This window comes from Vibrio sp. FE10 (genome assembly GCF_030297155.1).
Taxonomy (GTDB): Bacteria; Pseudomonadota; Gammaproteobacteria; order Enterobacterales; family Vibrionaceae; genus Vibrio; species Vibrio apostichopi.
The window spans coordinates 1,228,321-1,246,854 of sequence record NZ_AP028067.1 but is presented as its reverse complement, the minus strand read 5'-3'; the positions used below and the strand labels follow the sequence as shown (position 1 = coordinate 1,246,854).

Annotated in this window: 17 protein-coding genes; 4 read left to right on the top strand and 13 right to left on the bottom strand. The window is 44.0% G+C overall.

Annotated features, from left to right (window positions below):
- Window positions 1-58: 58 nt before the first annotated feature.
- The gene (locus QUF19_RS05710; protein ID WP_286297333.1) at window positions 59-3,163 is read right to left on the bottom strand and encodes a DNA translocase FtsK 4TM domain-containing protein; all 3,105 of its coding nucleotides are present in this window, start codon (window positions 3,161-3,163) and stop codon (window positions 59-61) included.
- Window positions 3,164-3,326: 163 nt separating this feature from the next.
- Window positions 3,327-3,821 carry a leucine-responsive transcriptional regulator Lrp gene (lrp, locus tag QUF19_RS05705; RefSeq protein ID WP_004734558.1) on the bottom strand — a complete coding sequence of 165 codons (495 nt, stop codon included), beginning with the start codon at window positions 3,819-3,821 and terminating at the stop codon, window positions 3,327-3,329.
- A gap of 156 nt (window positions 3,822-3,977) precedes the next feature.
- On the opposite strand from lrp, the gene ald reads away from it, so the two are divergent.
- Window positions 3,978-5,102 carry an alanine dehydrogenase gene (gene ald, locus QUF19_RS05700; protein ID WP_017107652.1) on the top strand — a complete coding sequence of 375 codons (1,125 nt, stop codon included), beginning with the start codon at window positions 3,978-3,980 and terminating at the stop codon, window positions 5,100-5,102.
- A gap of 146 nt (window positions 5,103-5,248) precedes the next feature.
- A protein-coding gene (locus tag QUF19_RS05695; protein WP_434784918.1) for an IS3 family transposase occupies window positions 5,249-6,489 on the top strand; the annotation gives its coding sequence in 2 pieces (ribosomal slippage) (window positions 5,249-5,621 and window positions 5,621-6,489; 1,242 coding nt in all).
- A gap of 88 nt (window positions 6,490-6,577) precedes the next feature.
- On the opposite strand, the gene QUF19_RS05690 is transcribed toward QUF19_RS05695, so the two are convergent.
- Both QUF19_RS05690 and cysB read right to left on the bottom strand, forming a co-directional pair.
- On the bottom strand, window positions 6,578-7,780 hold the full coding sequence (locus QUF19_RS05690) for a methyltransferase (RefSeq protein WP_286297308.1): 1,203 nt from the start codon (window positions 7,778-7,780) through the stop codon (window positions 6,578-6,580).
- A 210-nt stretch (window positions 7,781-7,990) separates the two neighbouring features.
- Window positions 7,991-8,965 carry an HTH-type transcriptional regulator CysB gene (gene cysB / locus QUF19_RS05685; protein WP_102433705.1) on the bottom strand — a complete coding sequence of 325 codons (975 nt, stop codon included), beginning with the start codon at window positions 8,963-8,965 and terminating at the stop codon, window positions 7,991-7,993.
- A 322-nt stretch (window positions 8,966-9,287) separates the two neighbouring features.
- Between cysB and QUF19_RS05680 the strand changes: the two genes are divergently transcribed.
- Both QUF19_RS05680 and miaE read left to right on the top strand, forming a co-directional pair.
- Entirely contained in the window at window positions 9,288-10,052 is a 765-nt protein-coding gene (locus tag QUF19_RS05680; protein ID WP_286297305.1) for a DNA repair protein, read from the top strand.
- A 104-nt stretch (window positions 10,053-10,156) separates the two neighbouring features.
- Window positions 10,157-10,951, top strand: a complete 795-nt coding sequence (miaE, locus tag QUF19_RS05675) for a tRNA isopentenyl-2-thiomethyl-A-37 hydroxylase MiaE (RefSeq protein ID WP_269194707.1) — start codon at window positions 10,157-10,159, stop codon at window positions 10,949-10,951.
- 118 nt (window positions 10,952-11,069) lie between these two features.
- Here miaE and pyrF read toward each other — a convergent pair whose 3' ends face one another.
- From pyrF to lpxK, 9 genes are all read right to left on the bottom strand, one after another.
- Window positions 11,070-11,765, bottom strand: coding sequence for an orotidine-5'-phosphate decarboxylase (gene pyrF / locus QUF19_RS05670; protein WP_286297302.1), 696 nt, complete (start codon window positions 11,763-11,765; stop codon window positions 11,070-11,072).
- 123 nt (window positions 11,766-11,888) lie between these two features.
- Complete coding sequence (lapB, locus tag QUF19_RS05665; protein WP_029225966.1) at window positions 11,889-13,064, bottom strand: lipopolysaccharide assembly protein LapB; 1,176 nt, start codon at window positions 13,062-13,064, stop codon at window positions 11,889-11,891.
- A 12-nt stretch (window positions 13,065-13,076) separates the two neighbouring features.
- Complete coding sequence (locus QUF19_RS05660) at window positions 13,077-13,349, bottom strand: LapA family protein (protein WP_017057039.1); 273 nt, start codon at window positions 13,347-13,349, stop codon at window positions 13,077-13,079.
- Window positions 13,350-13,478: 129 nt separating this feature from the next.
- A complete protein-coding gene (gene ihfB, locus QUF19_RS05655) occupies window positions 13,479-13,763 on the bottom strand; it encodes an integration host factor subunit beta (RefSeq protein WP_010439923.1) in 285 nt (94 codons plus the stop codon).
- A gap of 121 nt (window positions 13,764-13,884) precedes the next feature.
- A complete protein-coding gene (gene rpsA / locus QUF19_RS05650; RefSeq protein WP_017057038.1) occupies window positions 13,885-15,555 on the bottom strand; it encodes a 30S ribosomal protein S1 in 1,671 nt (556 codons plus the stop codon).
- Window positions 15,556-15,661: 106 nt separating this feature from the next.
- Entirely contained in the window at window positions 15,662-16,342 is a 681-nt protein-coding gene (cmk, locus tag QUF19_RS05645) for a (d)CMP kinase (RefSeq protein ID WP_017107644.1), read from the bottom strand.
- Between the two features lie 278 nt (window positions 16,343-16,620).
- Entirely contained in the window at window positions 16,621-17,367 is a 747-nt protein-coding gene (gene kdsB / locus QUF19_RS05640) for a 3-deoxy-manno-octulosonate cytidylyltransferase (RefSeq protein ID WP_076671356.1), read from the bottom strand.
- The gene (locus QUF19_RS05635) at window positions 17,367-17,546 is read right to left on the bottom strand and encodes a Trm112 family protein (protein WP_004736429.1); all 180 of its coding nucleotides are present in this window, start codon (window positions 17,544-17,546) and stop codon (window positions 17,367-17,369) included. The genes kdsB and QUF19_RS05635 overlap by 1 nt, the downstream gene beginning before the upstream one ends.
- Window positions 17,527-18,534, bottom strand: a complete 1,008-nt coding sequence (lpxK, locus tag QUF19_RS05630) for a tetraacyldisaccharide 4'-kinase (RefSeq protein ID WP_286297242.1) — start codon at window positions 18,532-18,534, stop codon at window positions 17,527-17,529. Before lpxK ends, QUF19_RS05635 begins: the two co-directional genes overlap by 20 nt.

Sequence of the window (18,534 nt, the reverse complement as noted above, 5' to 3'; positions counted from 1 at the left end):
TATAAGTCGGTCATGTTTTGGTTTTGACCGACTGAATAGTTATGAGTTCCTATTGGAACTAATCTTTTGGAGGCGCTGGCGCCAATACTTCTCGATTACCGTTATGTCCTGGAGCACTTACAATACCTTGAGCCTCTAATTGCTCGACAATTCGTGCGGCACGGTTGTAGCCAATCTTGAATCGACGTTGCACGCCAGAAACTGAACCACGACGTGAATGAACCACGTGTTCGACAACTTGATCAAACAGAGGATCGACTTCTTCATCGCCTTCCATCTTCTCACCCGGCAATAGTGTTTCTGGGGTTTGGTCGCCGTTAGTAATCTCTTCAATATAGTTTGGCTTACCGCGTGCTTTCCAGTTATTCACGACCGCGTGAACATCATCATCAGATGCAAATGCGCCATGTACACGAGTTGTGTGGCTTGAACCCGGTGGTAAGTACAACATATCACCCATACCAAGCAGTGACTCTGCACCACCTTGGTCAAGAATGGTTCGAGAGTCCGTTTTGGTCGATACGGTAAAGGCAACACGTGTCGGGATGTTTGCTTTAATCAGACCCGTAATAACATCCACCGAAGGACGTTGAGTGGCTAAGATCAAGTGGACACCAGCAGCACGCGCTTTCTGCGCTAAACGAGCAATCAATTCTTCAACTTTCTTGCCCACTACCATGATTAAATCAGCGAATTCATCGACGACAACCACGATGTAAGGCAGTTTTTCCAACAATGGCGCTTCAGGGGCCATGCTGTCGCCCGGCTTCCACAATGGGTCATGAATTGGGTGACCAGCTTCCGCGGCCATCTTCAATTTGTCGTTGTAGCCTTTGATGTTACGAACACCAAGCGCCGACATCAGCTTATAACGACGCTCCATTTCGCCTACACACCAACGAAGGGCGTTAGACGCATCTTTCATGTCGGTAACGACTTCAGACAATAGATGTGGAATACCCTCATAGATAGACAATTCCAACATTTTCGGGTCAATCATGATGAAACGAACGTCTTCAGGTGATGCCTTGTAAAGCATACTCAAGATCATCACGTTCACACCCACCGACTTACCAGAACCGGTCGTACCTGCGACAAGAACGTGTGGCATTTTCGATAGGTCAGCAATAACCGCTTCACCTGCAATGTCTTGTCCTAGAACAACCGTTGTTGGTGATTTCGCTTCTTGGAACTGAGGGCTAGCAACCACATCAGAGAAGAACACCGTTTGACGGCTCATGTTAGGTAGTTCTAAACCAACATAAGGTTTGCCCGGTATTACCTCTACGACACGCACTGCCAATGCAGAAAGTGAGCGTGCTAAGTCCATTGAAAGACCAGAAATTCGACTTACTTTCACACCCGGAGCAAGGTCTAACTCGAATCGAGTGATAACTGGACCAGGGAAAATATCAACCACATCAGCTTTGATTTTGTAATCGGCTAATTTAGATTCAACCAAACGAGCGATTGCTTCGAGCGCATCACGATCAATGAAGGTTTCACGCTTTTCAGGATGGAACAACAGCTCAAGTGTTGGCAATGGTTCTGCAGGTTTAGGCAAGTTAACATCTTGCTGAACGAGGAACGGGTTTTGCGCTGCAGCCATGTTTGCTTGTGCTTCAGAAACAATGTTTTGGAATGCAGCTACGTCTTGGTCTGGATGTACAGGTTCTTCTTCTGTTACCTCTTCCCAAGGAAGATCAACAACTGGTTCTTGGTTTTGCTCAGTCGTTTGCGTCGGCTCTTGTTCGTAAGATGACGGAGCAAGTGGCTCTTCGTCATTATAAATAGGTTCAGCATCTAGCTCTGAATTAGGGTCAAAGCTTTGCTCTTCCGTTGTCTCGAAAGGCGTTGAGAATTCTTGTGGTGTTTCTTCTATTTCACCCATTGGCGAAGCGTATAGAGATTCTGGTTGAACATCTTCCGCATCGAACTCGTTATTTATTTCTGGTGAGCTATCCATGACTGGCTCAGCGCTTTCAACAACCGTTTCGGTCGGATTAACTGCTGGTTGCTCATTCTGCATGTATTGCTGGTACGCGATCTGAGATTCATGCGCATCAACCTGCTCCTGCTCAGCAAGATCATCTTCATACATAGCGGCATTTTCTAACTGCTCAATAGTCGCGTTCAACTGCTTAGAACGTTCGACACCTTCTTCTAAAGGCTCTTCTGGCGCTTGGTAAGCGGGTGCAGCAGGAATAGGCTCTTGCTCAACGTGTTGAGGCTGTTCTTGGATGGGAGCTTCTTGCTTAGTCGGCGCATCGACTGGCATATGAATATTGTAATGACGCTTCGGCGATGCAGTATTGTCTAATGCATTCGCAGCATCAGAAGAGTCATTGGTCGCAGAGAAGCTCAGTGCAGGATCAAGCTGATCTTGCTCTGTTGATTCTTTATTGTCTTCTATAGCAGGGACATCGCGGTAAGTCGGTTCTTGATGCTGCTGACGTTCTTCGATTAAATCTCGGTCTGCCGATTCTCTTAATTGTGGTTCAAGCAACTCTTGGTCTTCACCACGTGCTTTATTAACAGCAGAGGTAAACAGCTTAATCGCACATTCACCCAACCATTCAACGATACTTAGCCAAGAAATACCCGTTAATAGAGTAAAGCCAGCGCCCCATAAAAAAAGAAGAACCAGTGTACTACCTAGGACGTTAAGCGTTGGCAATGCAAGACTTGTTAATACGTCACCAACCACGCCGCCTGATGAAAAGTACCAGATATCATCAAAGTTAATATCCGCTAGACCACAGCTGGTAAGAATAAGAACGGTTAAGCCAAGTAAGCGAGTACCCCACAACATGAAGTCGATTTGTTCGTCTTCATTACGTTTGCGGAACAATACCCATGCTGCCACAGTCACTAATATAGGTAGCGGGTAAGCCAGTGAACCAAACACAAAGAACAGCGTATCCGCCAACCATGCACCTAGGTAGCCACCCGCATTCTGAATGTCACCACCCCACGCCGTTTGCGACCATGATGGATCTGCAGGACTAAAAGTTAATAACGCAACGGCAAGTAGAATAGAGAAGAGAACACCCAAAATCAGGCTGCACTCTTTGAGACGTTGAGAACCATTCAAACGAGGAGACTGAGGCTCTTCACTCGTTTTAATGATTGTTTCTACTTTATTACTGCTCTGCTTGAACATAAACCAACTTAATAATTAAACGGGATAAAAACATAGCGAACGGCACGAGCCATTCGTTTTCATGAAACTACTGTTGATTTAACCATATCAAACAGAAAAACCCAATTCCAGAAAGCAAGAAAGCGGAACAAATGTCCGCTTTCTTTCATTTCACCAATTGTGATTAACGAGTTTTAATCACAAGTTGATTAGTTTGTTTCACTTCTTCCATTACAACGTAAGTACGAGTGTCGTTTACGCCTGGTAGACGCAGTAACGTATCACCCAGCAACTTACGGTAAGCACCCATGTCCGATACACGAGTTTTAAGAAGATAGTCAAAATCACCCGACACTAAATGACACTCTTGGATGTCATCCAGTTTCTGCACAGCGGTGTTGAATTGTTCGAACACATCTGGCGCACCACGGTTCAAAGTAATTTCAACAAACACTAAAAGTGAAGCATCAAGGTACTGTGGGTTCAGCAATGCTGTGTACCCAGTAATGTAACCTTGACGTTCTAAACGACGAACACGCTCAAGACATGGAGTGGGAGAAAGTCCTACTCGTTTTGAGAGTTCAACGTTTGAGATACGACCGTCTTTTTGCAACTCATTAAGAATGTTGCGGTCAATACGATCTAGTTCCTTGGACGGCTTCTTATAATTGTCTGCCATTTTTTATTCCACCTTATTACTTCCTTGCAAAAAAATATACTACAACTTTTTAATATTCGGTATCAAATTCTACCTGAACCTATCTATACTAGATATTAATTCGACAGAATTACCCTACACATAGATAAAACAACCATAATATAATAAGGAGTCAGGATGATCATTGGCGTACCTAAGGAAATCAAGAACCACGAATACCGCGTTGGTATGACCCCAGCTAGCGTGAGAGAACTAATCTCACATAGTCACCAAGTTTTTGTTGAAACCAATGCCGGTACTGGTATCGGTTTTTCAGACGATGATTACATCGCTGTAGGCGCATCCATTCTTCCTACTGCTGCTGACGTTTTCGCGAAAGCAGAGATGATTGTAAAGGTTAAAGAACCTCAAGCTGTCGAGCGAGCTATGCTTCGTGAAGGGCAAATATTATTTACCTATTTACACCTTGCACCAGATTTTCCACAAACGGAAGAGCTAATCAAGAGCAAAGCTGTCTGCGTAGCCTATGAGACTGTAACAGATAATATGGGTCGCTTGCCACTATTAGCACCAATGTCTGAAGTCGCTGGTCGCATGTCTATTCAAGCAGGTGCACAAACATTAGAAAAATCTAACGGCGGTTGTGGTCTTCTTCTTGGCGGCGTTCCTGGTGTTGAGCCAGCGAAAGTTGTTGTAGTTGGCGGCGGCGTTGTTGGTGCTAACGCAGCACGTATGGCTGTCGGCCTTCGCGCAGACGTAACCATTCTTGATCGCAACGTAGATACGCTTCGTCGTCTTGATGAAGAATTCCAAGGTCGCGCAAAAGTGGTTTATTCTACTGAAGACGCTATTGAGAAGCATGTTCTAGAAGCAGACCTAGTGATTGGTGCAGTACTAATCCCAGGCGCAGCCGCTCCTAAACTTGTTACAAAAGATCACATCGCTAAGATGAAGCCAGGTTCAGCTGTTGTTGATGTTGCAATCGACCAAGGTGGTTGTTTCGAAACTTCACACGCGACCACTCACGCTGATCCAACTTACATCGTTGATGACGTAGTTCACTACTGTGTTGCTAACATGCCAGGTGCCGTTGCTCGTACTTCTACTTACGCACTAAACAATGCAACACTTCCTTACATTGTTAAGCTAGCGAACAAAGGCTACCGCGAAGCACTTCTATCTGATGAAGGTTTCCTAGAAGGTCTAAACGTAATCCACGGTAAAGTGACTTGCAAAGAAGTTGCAGAGAGCTTTGACCTAGAATACGTAGCACCCGCTGAAGCAATCGCAATGTTTAACTAGTGATGTAGTGACTAACTGAGCGTAAAATTTTCTCGTTGAAGCGTTCAGTTACAACACACATTAAAAAGCCAGTCCGACATCGTCGAACTGGCTTTTTTGTATCTATTGTCCCGTCCTGAAATGTGTTTACACATTGAGGACTAATGATGACCATTCCAAATAAACACCACGTTAAGCGCACTCAGCGTGATTACACACTAGGCTTTAAATTACAGGTTGTAGACGCCATCGAAAAGGGCGACATGACCTATAAACAAGCCCAATCAATTTACGGCATACAAGGTCGTTCGACTGTTCTTACTTGGTTAAGAAAGCATGGCAAAATGGATTGGACTACCAACCCAAGGAAGAACACGATGCCTAAATCACCGAGAGCGAATGAAACGCCTGCCCAAAAAATAAAACGACTTGAACAAGAACTCGAAGATGAACGTCTCAGATGCCTTCTTCTCAATAGGGTTGTTGATATTCTTGATGCTGAGCACGGGATGTCGCTAAGAAAAAAGTATATAGCGAAGGAGCAAGAAGCCTTCAAAAAGAGAAGAAAGTAAGCTTAAGTAAAGCTTGTTCATTGCTCAATATATCTCGTCAGTGTGTCTATCAGAGAGAAAAGCGTGAGACCACTCGTCAGGCTGTGCTTGCTCCTGTGAAAGGGATGGTGCTTGAGATAAGACGATTCATGCCTCGGCTGGGAGCTCGTAAGCTCTATTTCTTACTGAAGCCGAAGTTGATAGCTAAGGGAATAAAACTTGGCCGTGATGCTTTGTTTAATTACCTCAGAGAAGAGCGCTTACTCGTTAAGCCGAAACGAAGTTACACCAAAACAACGAACAGCAGACACTGGATGAAAAAACATCCGAACTTGCTAAAAGAAGTCGTTCCGTCAAAACCAGAAGAAGTTCTGGTGAGCGACATCACTTATGTTCAGTCAAACGAGGGCGTTCACTACTTGTCATTGGTTACCGATGCCTTCAGCCGTAAAATCATGGGGTATGAAGTTAGCAATGAAATGAAAGCGAGCGATGTTGTGAAGGCTTTAGATATGACGGTAAAAACTCGATGTTATTGTCATGCGACAATCCATCACTCAGATAGAGGGCTTCAGTATTGCTCAAACCTCTATCAAGAGAAACTTAAAAAGCATGGTATAACTCCATCAATGACTGATGGTTATGACTGCTACCAAAACGCGTTAGCTGAGCGGGTCAATGGTATCCTCAAGCAAGAGTTCTTGCTTACTCAGTGCAAAGATCTTCGCGAGTTGAAAACACTTGTTGAAGAGTCAATATATACGTACAACGAAATGAGGCCACATCTCAGCCTAGGTATGAATACGCCAAATAAGATGCATGAAAAAAGCCAGCAACTTGCGTTACTGGCTTACTAAAATCGTCAACGTATTTTAGGACGAGACATATACCTATTGTTCAATAGAGGTAGGTAACGAGCTTTCTTATACGCTCGTCAACGTTGATCTAACGTTTGCTCTTAACACCATGAATCAGCAGGTTTCGAGGGGTAGCACTGCGCTCACAAAACTCTTCTATCGAAGCTTCATAACCTTGTTCTTGCAGATAGATAGCACGATCTAAGGCCAACCATATCTCTAATGGTCGTCTAAATACTTGTTGGACTAAACTCAACTTCTCCATTTCCCAGAAGAGCGTCTCGCCTTGAGCAAAATAGGATTCAAAGTCGATATCCGCACTAAGTGGTAACTCTTTCGCTTCAGATGCCCACAGGCAGAAGGATCTAAAACCCTCAGATAATTCTGATTTTTTGATGCTCGGTACTGGGATGTATTCATCGATATTAAGTTCGGCTTTCAGCAATTGGCTGAAGCCCAAGCGATAACTCATCTCTGATTGACGATGTCTCTTGACTCTTTCACCGCCAGTGACCGTTTCTTGAAGTGGAATTCTTAAATCACTCTTGCTCAATACTAATGCCGAGCTTCTCGCGACAGATGACATCGCTTGGTAGGTTTCATCGCGAATAAGATGGTAGCAACATGGAGAAATGGTCACTGCTGGAAGCCCATGTGAAACAGACTTTTTCACTAACTCGACATGAAGGTCGCCACAAGCATGGAGAGCGACAGCGTGTTGAGTTGAATTGAACACGGCCTCTGCGCTTGCTGAAAAAGCATCGCCTTGAACAAAGCTCATTTCTAGTTTTTGAGCATCTGCAATCTGTTGACCGCTATCACATAGTGACTGTTGCCACTCAAAGCTGGTGACTTTTTGATGCGATTGTTGAGCCAAGATTCGACCGAGAAAACCTTTGCCTGAACACCACTCCAGCCACTCTTGCCCTTGGTGATGCTCAAGAGAAGCCTCTCCCATCGCAACAATTTGTTGTAGCTTTCTACCGGGAATACCATCGGCAGTTCCGCGCGGAAGATCGAGCCCAACAAGCGCAGTATGGTTGAACTGGATATTTTGGTTGGCTTTCTCTAGTTGAGGAAGGAAACGCGTAAGCTCAGCTAGCAAGTCTTGCGGTTGTTCTTTGAGAGTCTGAATTCTCTCGATACTCAAACTATCCAACCAATCAACAAGAGGACGATTCACATCAGCCCATGGCTGTTGCTGAGTTTGACATAGGTGAAAAGGCTCTGAACGCCAATAGACTTGGTGCTCTAACAAAAATGAGTCGAGAATTGTAAATCGTGAATGCATGCTTCCCCCTATGATGCGTGGATTGTAGGGCCAAGAGACATAAATAGAAAGGAAGCATAGAAAGAAGCTGTATAAAAAGGTGTTATATAAAAGGAGCACTAAAAAACAGCGGACTCTCAAGGAGCGTTATCATCAGGCCAAGCTAAAACGAAAAACGGCCTGTTAATTGATAACAGACCGAATAGAAATCTAGGTAAACAAGGTTGGGACTTATCGAACGGGTAGCTCAATATCCTTAAACATCTCTTCAATCTCATCATTTGATTTAAGCGAAATAGCTTGTTCAACAACAGGACGAGTTAGATGTGGTGCAAAACGCTCCATAAAGTCGAACATGTAAGAACGTAAGAAGGTGCCCTTTCTAAAGCCTATGCTTGTGGTGCTCGCACCAAATAGGTGGCTTGCATCAATGGCTACTAAGTCGGTGTCTTGCTCATGATCAATCGCCATGCTTGCAATTACGCCCACACCAATCCCCATTCGAACGTAAGTTTTGATCACATCGGCATCTGTCGCGGTAAACACAACACGCGGTGTTAGACCAACTTTGTTGAACGCGGTATCGAGTTCTGAGCGCCCAGTAAAGCCGAAAACATAAGTCACGAGAGAATAGGCGGCGAGATCTTCAATTGACACTAATTGCTTTTGCGCCAAAGGGTGATCTTTGGTGACAACAATCGAGCGATTCCAGTGATAACAAGGCAACATAATCGCATCTTGATATAAGTGAAGTGCTTCGGTCGCAATGGCAAAGTTTGCTGTGCCTTTGGCTACCGCTTCTGACATTTGGCTTGGCGTGCCTTGGTGCATGTGAAGCGACACTTTAGGGTAACGCGCCGTGAAACCTTTGATCACATCCGGTAGAGCATAACGAGCTTGGGTGTGCGTCGTTGAAATGTTCAATGTACCCATTTCAGGATGAGTGTGTTCACCGGCAACGGCTTTAATGCTTTCAACACGAGCGAGAATCTCTTGAGAGATACGAATAATATCTTCGCCAGCTTGAGTCACCTGCGTTAAGTGTTTACCACTACGCTCGAAAATCTGAATGCCCAACTCATCTTCTAGCAACCTAACTTGCTTACTAATACCAGGCTGTGATGTGTATAGACTCTCTGCGGTCGCAGACACATTTAGGTTATGGTTTAGAACCTCAACAATGTACTTCAGTTGCTGTAACTTCATATCTAACCTCGTAATCCTTTACTCATTTATGTGCTAACTTATTTGCAAAGAGAGCGTCATAGTCTCGTGTAATATAATTAATAGTTATAACGCTTCATGCACTAAATTGATAGAAAAATTGAGTTTTTATAGGTTAACAAACAAAAATATCAGTATCGCTTTGCAACCGACTCCTCATTCTCATACATTAGTTGGTAAATTTTGATTGCCGATTGCGCTCAACAAGAGATAATCAGAAATTGCAATTTACGAGTGCCGATACACAATGGAATCGTGTATCCTCTCCAGTTAGCTATAGAAAACAACAAGCAGACACAAATATATGAATATTGGTTTAATAATCGCCTTAGTCGCCGTTCTTTTGGTGTTGGTTTTAGGCTACAACATCATGCTTCAATACAAAGTTAAGGTAGAAACAGCGAAGAAACAGGAAGCTTCTCGTTATCTGACCATTATTGACGGAACTGAAGAGTTGATTGGTAATGCTCATCACATGCCTTTTAGCCAAGACCTTCTTATATGCTTAAATAACCGAATCCTTGATGCACTTGAAAACATGTATCAACTTGACCCTAAAAATAAGCAGCTTCTGCAACGAATCGAAAGCGTAAAACAGCAGATCACACAGCTAAAAGAGAACTACCAAGGTGGTGAAAGTACTACTTTCCGTGTTCCTAGCAGTGATAAACAAGCAATCATGATGCTTAAACTGGTTAAACGCCTTCGCGATACGGTTCGTAACGAACACAATAAAGGCCGCTTTGATACTCAAGCTTACGTGGTTGAAAATGCTCGCCTAGAAACGATCCAGATTCGTATCAATATTGAAAACGTGATCAAACGTGCTAACGATTCGATTTCTCGCGGACAACCAGGTACGGCGATTCAGCTATTACGCAAAGGCATTGATGCTTTAGCGACTAAGAACGATGCGTACTCTAATCAAGCAAAAGAAAAACTTCAGCAGATGTTGAACGATCTTGATCAGAAACGCCAAGACAAAAATGCTCAAGACTTACAGCAAATGGAATCTAAAGAGCGTGACGACGATATGGATGCCCTCTTCGGTCAGAAGAAGAAATGGTAACCGTCTAACTCAAACACGAAAAGGCCGCCTCATTTACATTAAATAGGCGGCCTTTTTTGTGCCTAGTGAATTTCCTTTCTCCGTATAGGGAGATCTCACGAGCTGTGATAAAATCGCGCATTATCAACAAACTTGCCCCGACCATGTATCAAGAATTATTAGCCCCAATACACTCTTTTCTTAAAGCTGAAACGCCGGATTCATGGATAGATGAAGCCAAGAAGCCTGAAAACCTTCATATTATTTTACGCGATCACATGCTTTGTGAGCTCAAGGCTGCTCAAAGTGCTTTGTTCCTTATCCGTAAGTATGCGGTAGATAAAGAAAGCGCGAAGCAACTGAATGAGTGGATTTTGCCATACGAGCAATTTGCTTATCGTCGTATCGGAGACTTGGAGTCTCTACGTGGTAAAAGTAACGTATCTAAGCAAATCACAGCAAAAGAAGGCTGTAATTACGGTGCTGACCTGATTGATAAAATGGTACTGCTAATTAAAGAAGAACTGCATCACTTTTATCAAGTTATGGAGTTGATGGTAAAGAAAGGCGTGACGTATCAACCGATTGAAGCGGGTCGCTATGCTAAAGGTTTAATCAAGCAAGTGAAAACTTACGAGCCAGACGCTCTGGTTGATAAGCTGATCATCGGCGCCTTTATTGAAGCTCGCTCTTGTGAACGCTTTGCTAAGCTTGCTCCTTTCTTGGAAGAAGACATGGAGAAATTTTACGTCTCTCTACTTCGCTCAGAAGCGCGTCACTATCAAGATTACCTTGAGCTAGCAGAGCAAATCGCAGGGAAAGATATTTCTGAGCGTATTGCTCACTTTGCGCAGGTAGAAGCTGACCTAATCACGTCAGAAGACAGTGACTTCAAATTCCATAGCGGCGCTCCGGTTTAAGCTCAGCATTGGAAGCCAAACTGCTCCGAACCAATTTATATCCCGTCAATAAATAAGAAGGCCAGCAAATTGCTGGCCTTCTTCATTCGTGTCGCAGTATCGCTATCTACAGATAAACTTATACTAGTGTGCCGTTGATTTCAGCAAGTACTGCTGCAGGGTCTGCAGCTTGAGTAATTGGACGACCGATAACTAGGTAATCTGAGCCTGCTTGAATCGCTTGAACTGGCGTCATAATACGCTTCTGGTCGCCAACATCAGCGCCTAAAGGGCGAATACCAGGAGTCACAAGCTTGAACTCTTTGCCCAACTCACCTTTCAACAATGAAGCTTCTTGAGCAGAACATACAACGCCATCTAGGCCTGAGTTTTTAGTCAAAGACGCTAAGCGCATTACTTGCTCTTGTGGTTGAATGTTCAAACCAATGCCTGCCAAATCAGATTGTTCCATGCTGGTTAACACGGTCACGCCGATAAGTAATGGACGGTCTTTACCGTAAGGTTCTAGAATTTCGCGAGAAGCCGTCATCATGCGTTCGCCACCGCTCGCATGTACGTTCACCATCCACACGCCCATCTCAGCAGCAGCACGTACCGCTTTTGAACATGTGTTTGGAATGTCGTGGAACTTAAGGTCTAAGAATACTGAAAAACCACGTTTATGTAATTCACGGACAAATTCAGGGCCAAACAGGGTAAACATCTCTTTACCGACTTTTAAGCGGCAAGATGCTGGATCAATACGATCAACAAAGGCTAATGCATCCGCTTGGTTGTCATAATCCAATGCTACAATGATTTTTTGGTCGTTCATTTCATCTCCTAACGCAGTTAACTTTCTTTAAATAATCACTACAAGTAATAGCGACAAATAACAGTCATAAAAATGCAGCCCGAAAGCTGCAATTATTAATTTGGTCTAACAATGACCACAAATCTATTCACCATCTAGCCCACGAATAGGCTTGATCGTCCCCCACCCTTTACATGAAGGGCAGTGCCAATACATCGAGTGTGTCGAGAAACCACACTGACGACAGCGGTAATGAGGCTTAACTTTAAGTTGTTCACCAACCATAGATTGAAGAGTGGTCAGACTGTCTTTCGCACGACCTTCTTCTGCTTCAGCAAGATGGTAATCGATTAATCGATAGAAGCCTTTCATGGTTGGATTTTTAACCAGTTGCTTGGTCAGCAGCTCTTGAGCTGAGCCAACATCTTCGTGATGAGCCACCAACTGAGCAAGCATCAATTCAGCCGAAACACCGGCTTTCTTCTGAATACAGGCTTTTAGGAATTCAACAAGTTCAGCCTCTTGGCCAAGCTTGTGGTAACACTCAGCAAGGGTTGGAAGCACCTCACTGATAAAATCGATATCTTGTTCAAGTACAGACTCAAGACAGGTAATCGTCTTCTGGTAATCTTCATTCGCTAGATGGAACTTACCTAGAGCAATACTAGCTCGAACACACTTAGGGTCTTCAGAGAGCGCTTTTTTAAAATGCTGAAGTGCCTTAGAGCGATTACCCTCAGCTTGCTCTTGCATTGCAAGCTCACACCAAAAGTGCGCAACAGTTGCACGCATCTTTCTTTTTTTCTTACCAAGCTTAACGAGAATATTGCCGTAATGGATCGCCTTGTTCCACTCTCGAGTTTGCTGATAAATAGCGACCAGCTGTTGCAAAGCACCCTCTTTATGGTCAGGTTCTTCTACAAGCTGTTCAAAGATTTTTTCAGCGCGATCGAGGAAACCAGAGACCATATAGTCTTTTGCGAGTTGTTGCAGTGCGAGGTTTTTTTGATCGAGGGTTAGCCCCGAACGAGAGATAAGGTTTTGGTGAATTCGAATAGCTCGATCTACCTCGCCTCTTGAGCGAAATAGGTTACCCAAGGCCAAGTGAGTATCAATGGTTTCATTGTCTACTTGAAGCAGTTCGATAAAGTGATCGACCGCTTTGTCAGATTGGTCCGACAACAATAGGTTCAAACCCGTCACATACTGGCGGGAGATCTGGTGTGATTGCTTTTGTTTTTCTTGCTGAGCATTACGATTACCCATATACCAGCCGTAAGCGGCTGCAATAGGTAAAAGTAAGAACAGTAACTCTAACATCAAATATAGCCTTTAAGCTTTAGTAGCAGCAGCTACCTGCTTTGATTGCTTATTGAGTTGTTTTTTCAAGCGATGAATTTTCAGCTGAGATCGCATGTGCATATTACCGAAGACCAACCAAGCAAGGCCAAAGCCTGAAACGAAGACAACACCTAATAAGCTTGATAAGTGGAAGTCACCTTGTGCTAGCAGATAATTGAAATTCACAGTGGTTTGGTTCTGAGAGCCTAAAGCCAGTGCAATTAGGAAAAGTGCGATAACGGCGACTATTTTTATAATTTTCATAGTTCATCACTCATTGGTTGGTTAGCTGTACGATTATGCAGGAAAATTACTAATCAGACCACCATATTATGGTCATAAAAAAGCGGCATACATTATAGTATGCCGCTTTTCTTAATTCCGATAAGTAGACTACAATCCTGAATTTACTCGTTCACGTAGCTCTTTACCTGGTTTAAAGTGAGGAACGTATTTACCTTCCAACTCTACCTTGTCGCCAGTCTTTGGATTACGTCCAACACGAGGCTCACGGTAGTGAAGAGAGAAGCTACCAAAACCGCGAATTTCGATTCGGTCACCACTTTCTAGTGTTGAAGCCATATGCTCTAAAATGTCTTTTACAGCGTCTTCAATTTCTTTTGCAGAAAGGTGCGTTTGCTCAGCGCACAGTCTTTCAATCAATTCAGACTTAGTCATAGTTACCCTCGTTGGTTTTCTTTTTAGAAATTATAGACCTATCGGAAAAATAAGCAAAAAAAAAGGAGCCTTACGGCTCCTTTCTTGGCTAGATAGCTATAATTCTCTTAACGAGAAGCTATTATTCGCCTTTAGCAGCTTTGAATGCGTCTGCCATTGCGTTACCGAACGCGCCTTCATCAGACTTGTTCAGTGAAGCCATTGCTTCTTGCTCATCAGCTTCATCTTTAGCTTTGATAGATAGGTTGATTACGCGGTTCTTACGGTCTACACCAGTGAACTTCGCTTCAACGCTGTCGCCAACGCTTAGGATTAGAGATGCATCTTCGATACGGTCACGAGAAACTTCAGAAGCACGTAGGTAGCCTTCAACGCCTTCGATTAGCTCGATAGTAGCGCCTTTAGCGTCAACTGCAGTTACAGTACCGTTTACAAGAACACCTTTCTTGTTGTCAGCAACGTATGCGTTGAACGGGTCGTTTTCCATTTGCTTAACGCCAAGAGAAATACGCTCACGCTCTGCATCTACTGCTAGAACAACAGCAGAGATTTCGTCGCCTTTCTTGTATTCACGTACAGCTTCTTCGCCGGCAGCGTTCCAAGAAATGTCAGATAGGTGTACAAGACCGTCGATACCGCCTTCTAGACCGATGAAGATACCAAAGTCAGTGATAGACTTGATCTTACCAGTAACTTTGTCGCCCTTAGCTTGCATTTCTGCAAATGACTGCCATGGGTTAGCTTTACACTGTTTCAGACCTAGAGAGATACGACGACGTTCTTCGTCGATATCAAGAACCATAACCTCAACTTCGTCGCCAACATTAACAACTTTAGAAGGGTGGATGTTCTTGTTAGTCCAATCCATTTCAGAAACGTGTACTAGACCTTCAACGCCTTCTTCGATTTCAACGAAGCAGCCGTAGTCAGTTAGGTTCGTAACACGACCAGAAAGCTTGTGACCTTCTGGGTAACGCTTAGCGATTGCTACCCATGGATCTTCGCCTAGTTGCTTAAGACCTAGTGAAACACGAGTGCGCTCACGATCGAACTTAAGAACTTTAACTAGGATTTCGTCACCAACGTTAACGATCTCTGATGGGTGCTTAACACGCTTCCAAGCCATATCTGTGATATGTAGAAGACCGTCAACACCGCCAAGATCAACGAATGCACCGTAGTCAGTAAGGTTCTTAACGATACCTTTAACTTCAGTACCTTCTTGTAGAGTTTCAAGAAGTTCGTCACGCTCAACACTGTTTTCAGATTCGATAACAGCACGACGAGAAACAACAACGTTGTTACGCTTCTGGTCTAGCTTGATTACTTTGAACTCTAGCTCTTTGTTTTCTAGGTGAGCAGTGTCACGGATAGGACGTACGTCTACTAGAGAACCTGGAAGGAAAGCACGGATACCGTTAAGTTCAACAGTGAAACCGCCTTTAACTTTACCGTTGATGATACCAACAACAGTTTCAGCTTCTTCACAAGCTTTCTCAAGTACGATCCAAGCTTCGTGACGCTTAGCTTTCTCACGAGAAAGTTGAGTCTCACCGAAACCATCTTCAACAGCGTCTAGAGCTACGTCTACTTCAGCACCAACTTCAACTTCAAGTTCGCCAGCAGCGTTCTTGAATTGTTCAGCAGGGATAGCAGATTCAGACTTAAGACCAGCATCTACAAGAACGAAACCGTTCTCGATAGCTACTACAGTACCTTTAACGATGCTGCCTTGTTGGAATTCAGTTTCAGATAGAAACTCTTCAAAGAGTTGAGCAAAAGATTCAGTCATTATTTAATCTTCAATAATTAAACGTCCATGGGTATCCTACCGCATGGGGTTGATAAATTCGCCGGTCATCATCCTTGCGACCAACGTTCGTACTAGCTCGGCGAAATTACCCAGCCAGTTTCGATTCAATATAGTGTAGTGCTTTTTCTACTACTTGTTCGATGTTCATCGAAGTAGAATCAAGCACAAGCGCATCCTCAGCTGGGCGTAATGGCGCAACTGGGCGATTACGATCTCGGTCGTCTCGCTCTTGGATCTCGCTCAAAAGGTCGTCAAATTTAACATCTAACCCCTTCTCTTGCAACTGTTTAAGGCGGCGGTTCGCACGCTCTTCAGCACTTGCATCTAAAAATATTTTCGCTTCAGCTTCAACAAATACAACGGTTCCCATGTCACGACCGTCTGCAACTAAACCAGGAGCAGCGCTAAAAGCACGCTGACGACGTAGTAGTGCTTCACGAACGCGAGGTAAAGCCGCTACTTTTGAAGCAGCCATGCCAGTTTCTTCTTTACGAAGTTCACCAGAAACATCTTCGCCTTCCAAGATAACCTTAACCAAGTCACCCTCAGCAATAAACTGTACATCGAGGTGAGTAGCAAGCGGTACCAAAGCATCCTCCGATTCAGTATCTACACCGTGGTGAATTGCCGCTAAAGCCAGTACGCGATAGATCGCACCTGAGTCTAGAAGATGAAAACCTAGCTTGTCTGCTAGTAACATACACAGGGTACCTTTACCTGCACCACTTGGTCCATCAACCGTAATCACTGGGCTTTGAGAAGGCATCTTTTACTCCACGTTTTGTCGTAAGTTGTATTCTGTACTAGCAGATCGCCACTACTTTATAGGCGGCATATTATAAAGAAAAATTGAAAGTCGAGCGAGGTAATTCTCAGATAATTCAGAGTTGATGATGCATAGGGGAATGCAACCGACTCAATATCCCCTCGCTTAGTTCAATAAAACACACATATACGTTCTGTAGACGTAAAAAAGCCCCGCAATAAGCGAGGCTCTGTAATTTTGTATTTTTGTAGGGCAAAGAAGTCGTCGCTCAAAAAAGCTTAACCAATAATGGCGCGAACGGCTTCTAGGTCTTCTGGCGTGTCAACTCCAGCAGCAGGTGCTTCAGCTGCAACGTCTACATGGATTTTCTCTCCGTACCACAGCACTCGTAGTTGCTCTAGGCACTCAATACGCTCAAGGGTACTTGGTTCCCAATTGATGTAAGTATTGATAAAACCCGCACGGTAAGCATAGATACCAATATGACGCAGCAAAGGCGATTCCGCGGCTGTACCATTGTTCGCGTAAGCATCTCGATCCCAGGGAATCGTTGCTCGGCTAAAATACAGTGCGTAACCTTCTTTATCCGTTACTACTTTCACAGCGTTAGGATTAAACACTTCATCAGCGTGAGTAATTTCTACACCTAGCGTTGCCATTGGTGCTGTGCTATTCGCCAGGTTATTTGCAACCTGATTAATGATCGCAGGTGGGATAAGAGGCTCATCACCCTGAACATTCACGATAATATGGTCATCGGGAATGTTCATCACTTCAATCACTTCAGCTAAACGCTCTGTACCTGATTCGTGATTCGGAGATGTCATACAAACGGTTGCACCAAATGCTTTAGCCGCTTTCTCAACTCTAGCATCATCGGTAGCGATAATAACTTTATCAGCGCCCGCCTTCATTGACTGTTCGTAAACCCATTGGATCATCGGCTTTCCACCAATATCAGCCAATGGTTTCCCTGGCAAACGACTCGATTGGTATCTTGCCGGAATGACAACCGTAAACGACATTACTTACCCTCATCCATTGAAACGGTGCGAGCTTCAGGCTCCAGAAGAACAGGAATCCCCTCTTTGATTGGGTAAGCTAGGCGGTCAATTTTACAAACAAGCTCTTGCTTATCCTTGTCAAAAGTTAGTTTACCTTTACATACAGGACAAGCAACGATCTCAAGCAGACGGTGATCCATAGTATTCCATAACCTCTTTTATTCTTTTTAAAATTTGCTGTTGCGAATCTTCATCAAACTGTGCAGAAACTGGAAGATACCACCAGTTTTCTTGCGCATAGTCTTCGCATTTAACAGCGTCTTTTTCTGTCATAATCATGTTCATACCTTTCTTTGCTAAGGCATGAAGTTCATCTTTATCAAAATCTTGATGGTCGGCGAAACCCTGTGTGAAAACCACATCACCATCAAGATCTTCTAATGTTTTAAAAAAGCGCGGTGGATGACCAATACCAGCAAAAGCCACCAGCTTCTGTAATTTTTCTACTGGCATTTTCTGACCAGTTTTAAGATTAACAGCTTGGCTTGGTAGTAGAGACATCGAGAATTCACGGCCTTGAGGTTTACCGCCATTGTTAACCAAAAAATCCACGGTATCTAAGCGTGATATAGGCTCTCTTAATGGCCCTAAAGGAATGAGACATTCACTACCAAAGCGTCTCGCACCATCGATAACCGCAAATTCAATATCGCGTTCAAGGGCATAATGCTGAAGGCCGTCATCAGTAATAATGACATTAACACCTTCGTTCAGCAAAGCCTTCACTGCATTTGCACGGATAGGGTCAACCGCTACAGGCGCACCCGTTCGCTTTCGAATCAACCGTGGTTCATCACCTGAATGTTCGGCAGGTGTGTTCTCGTCCAACACTAACGGATAACTAGGGGCTTTCGCGCCATACCCTCGAGAAACCACACCAGGTTTGAAACCATTGGCTTGGAGTATCTCAACCAACCAAATAACCACTGGAGTTTTACCATTGCCACCCGCGGTAATATTACCAACAACGATCACAGGCAAAGGTGGGCGATAGGTTTCTTTTTTCCCAGAGAGATACGCTTCGCGACGTTGACCGCTGATCATTTTGAACAACAGACTCAACGGCCACAACAGTGGCCATAGAAGGTATTTTAACGGGTGATTGTTAAACCAAATTTTTTCGATCAA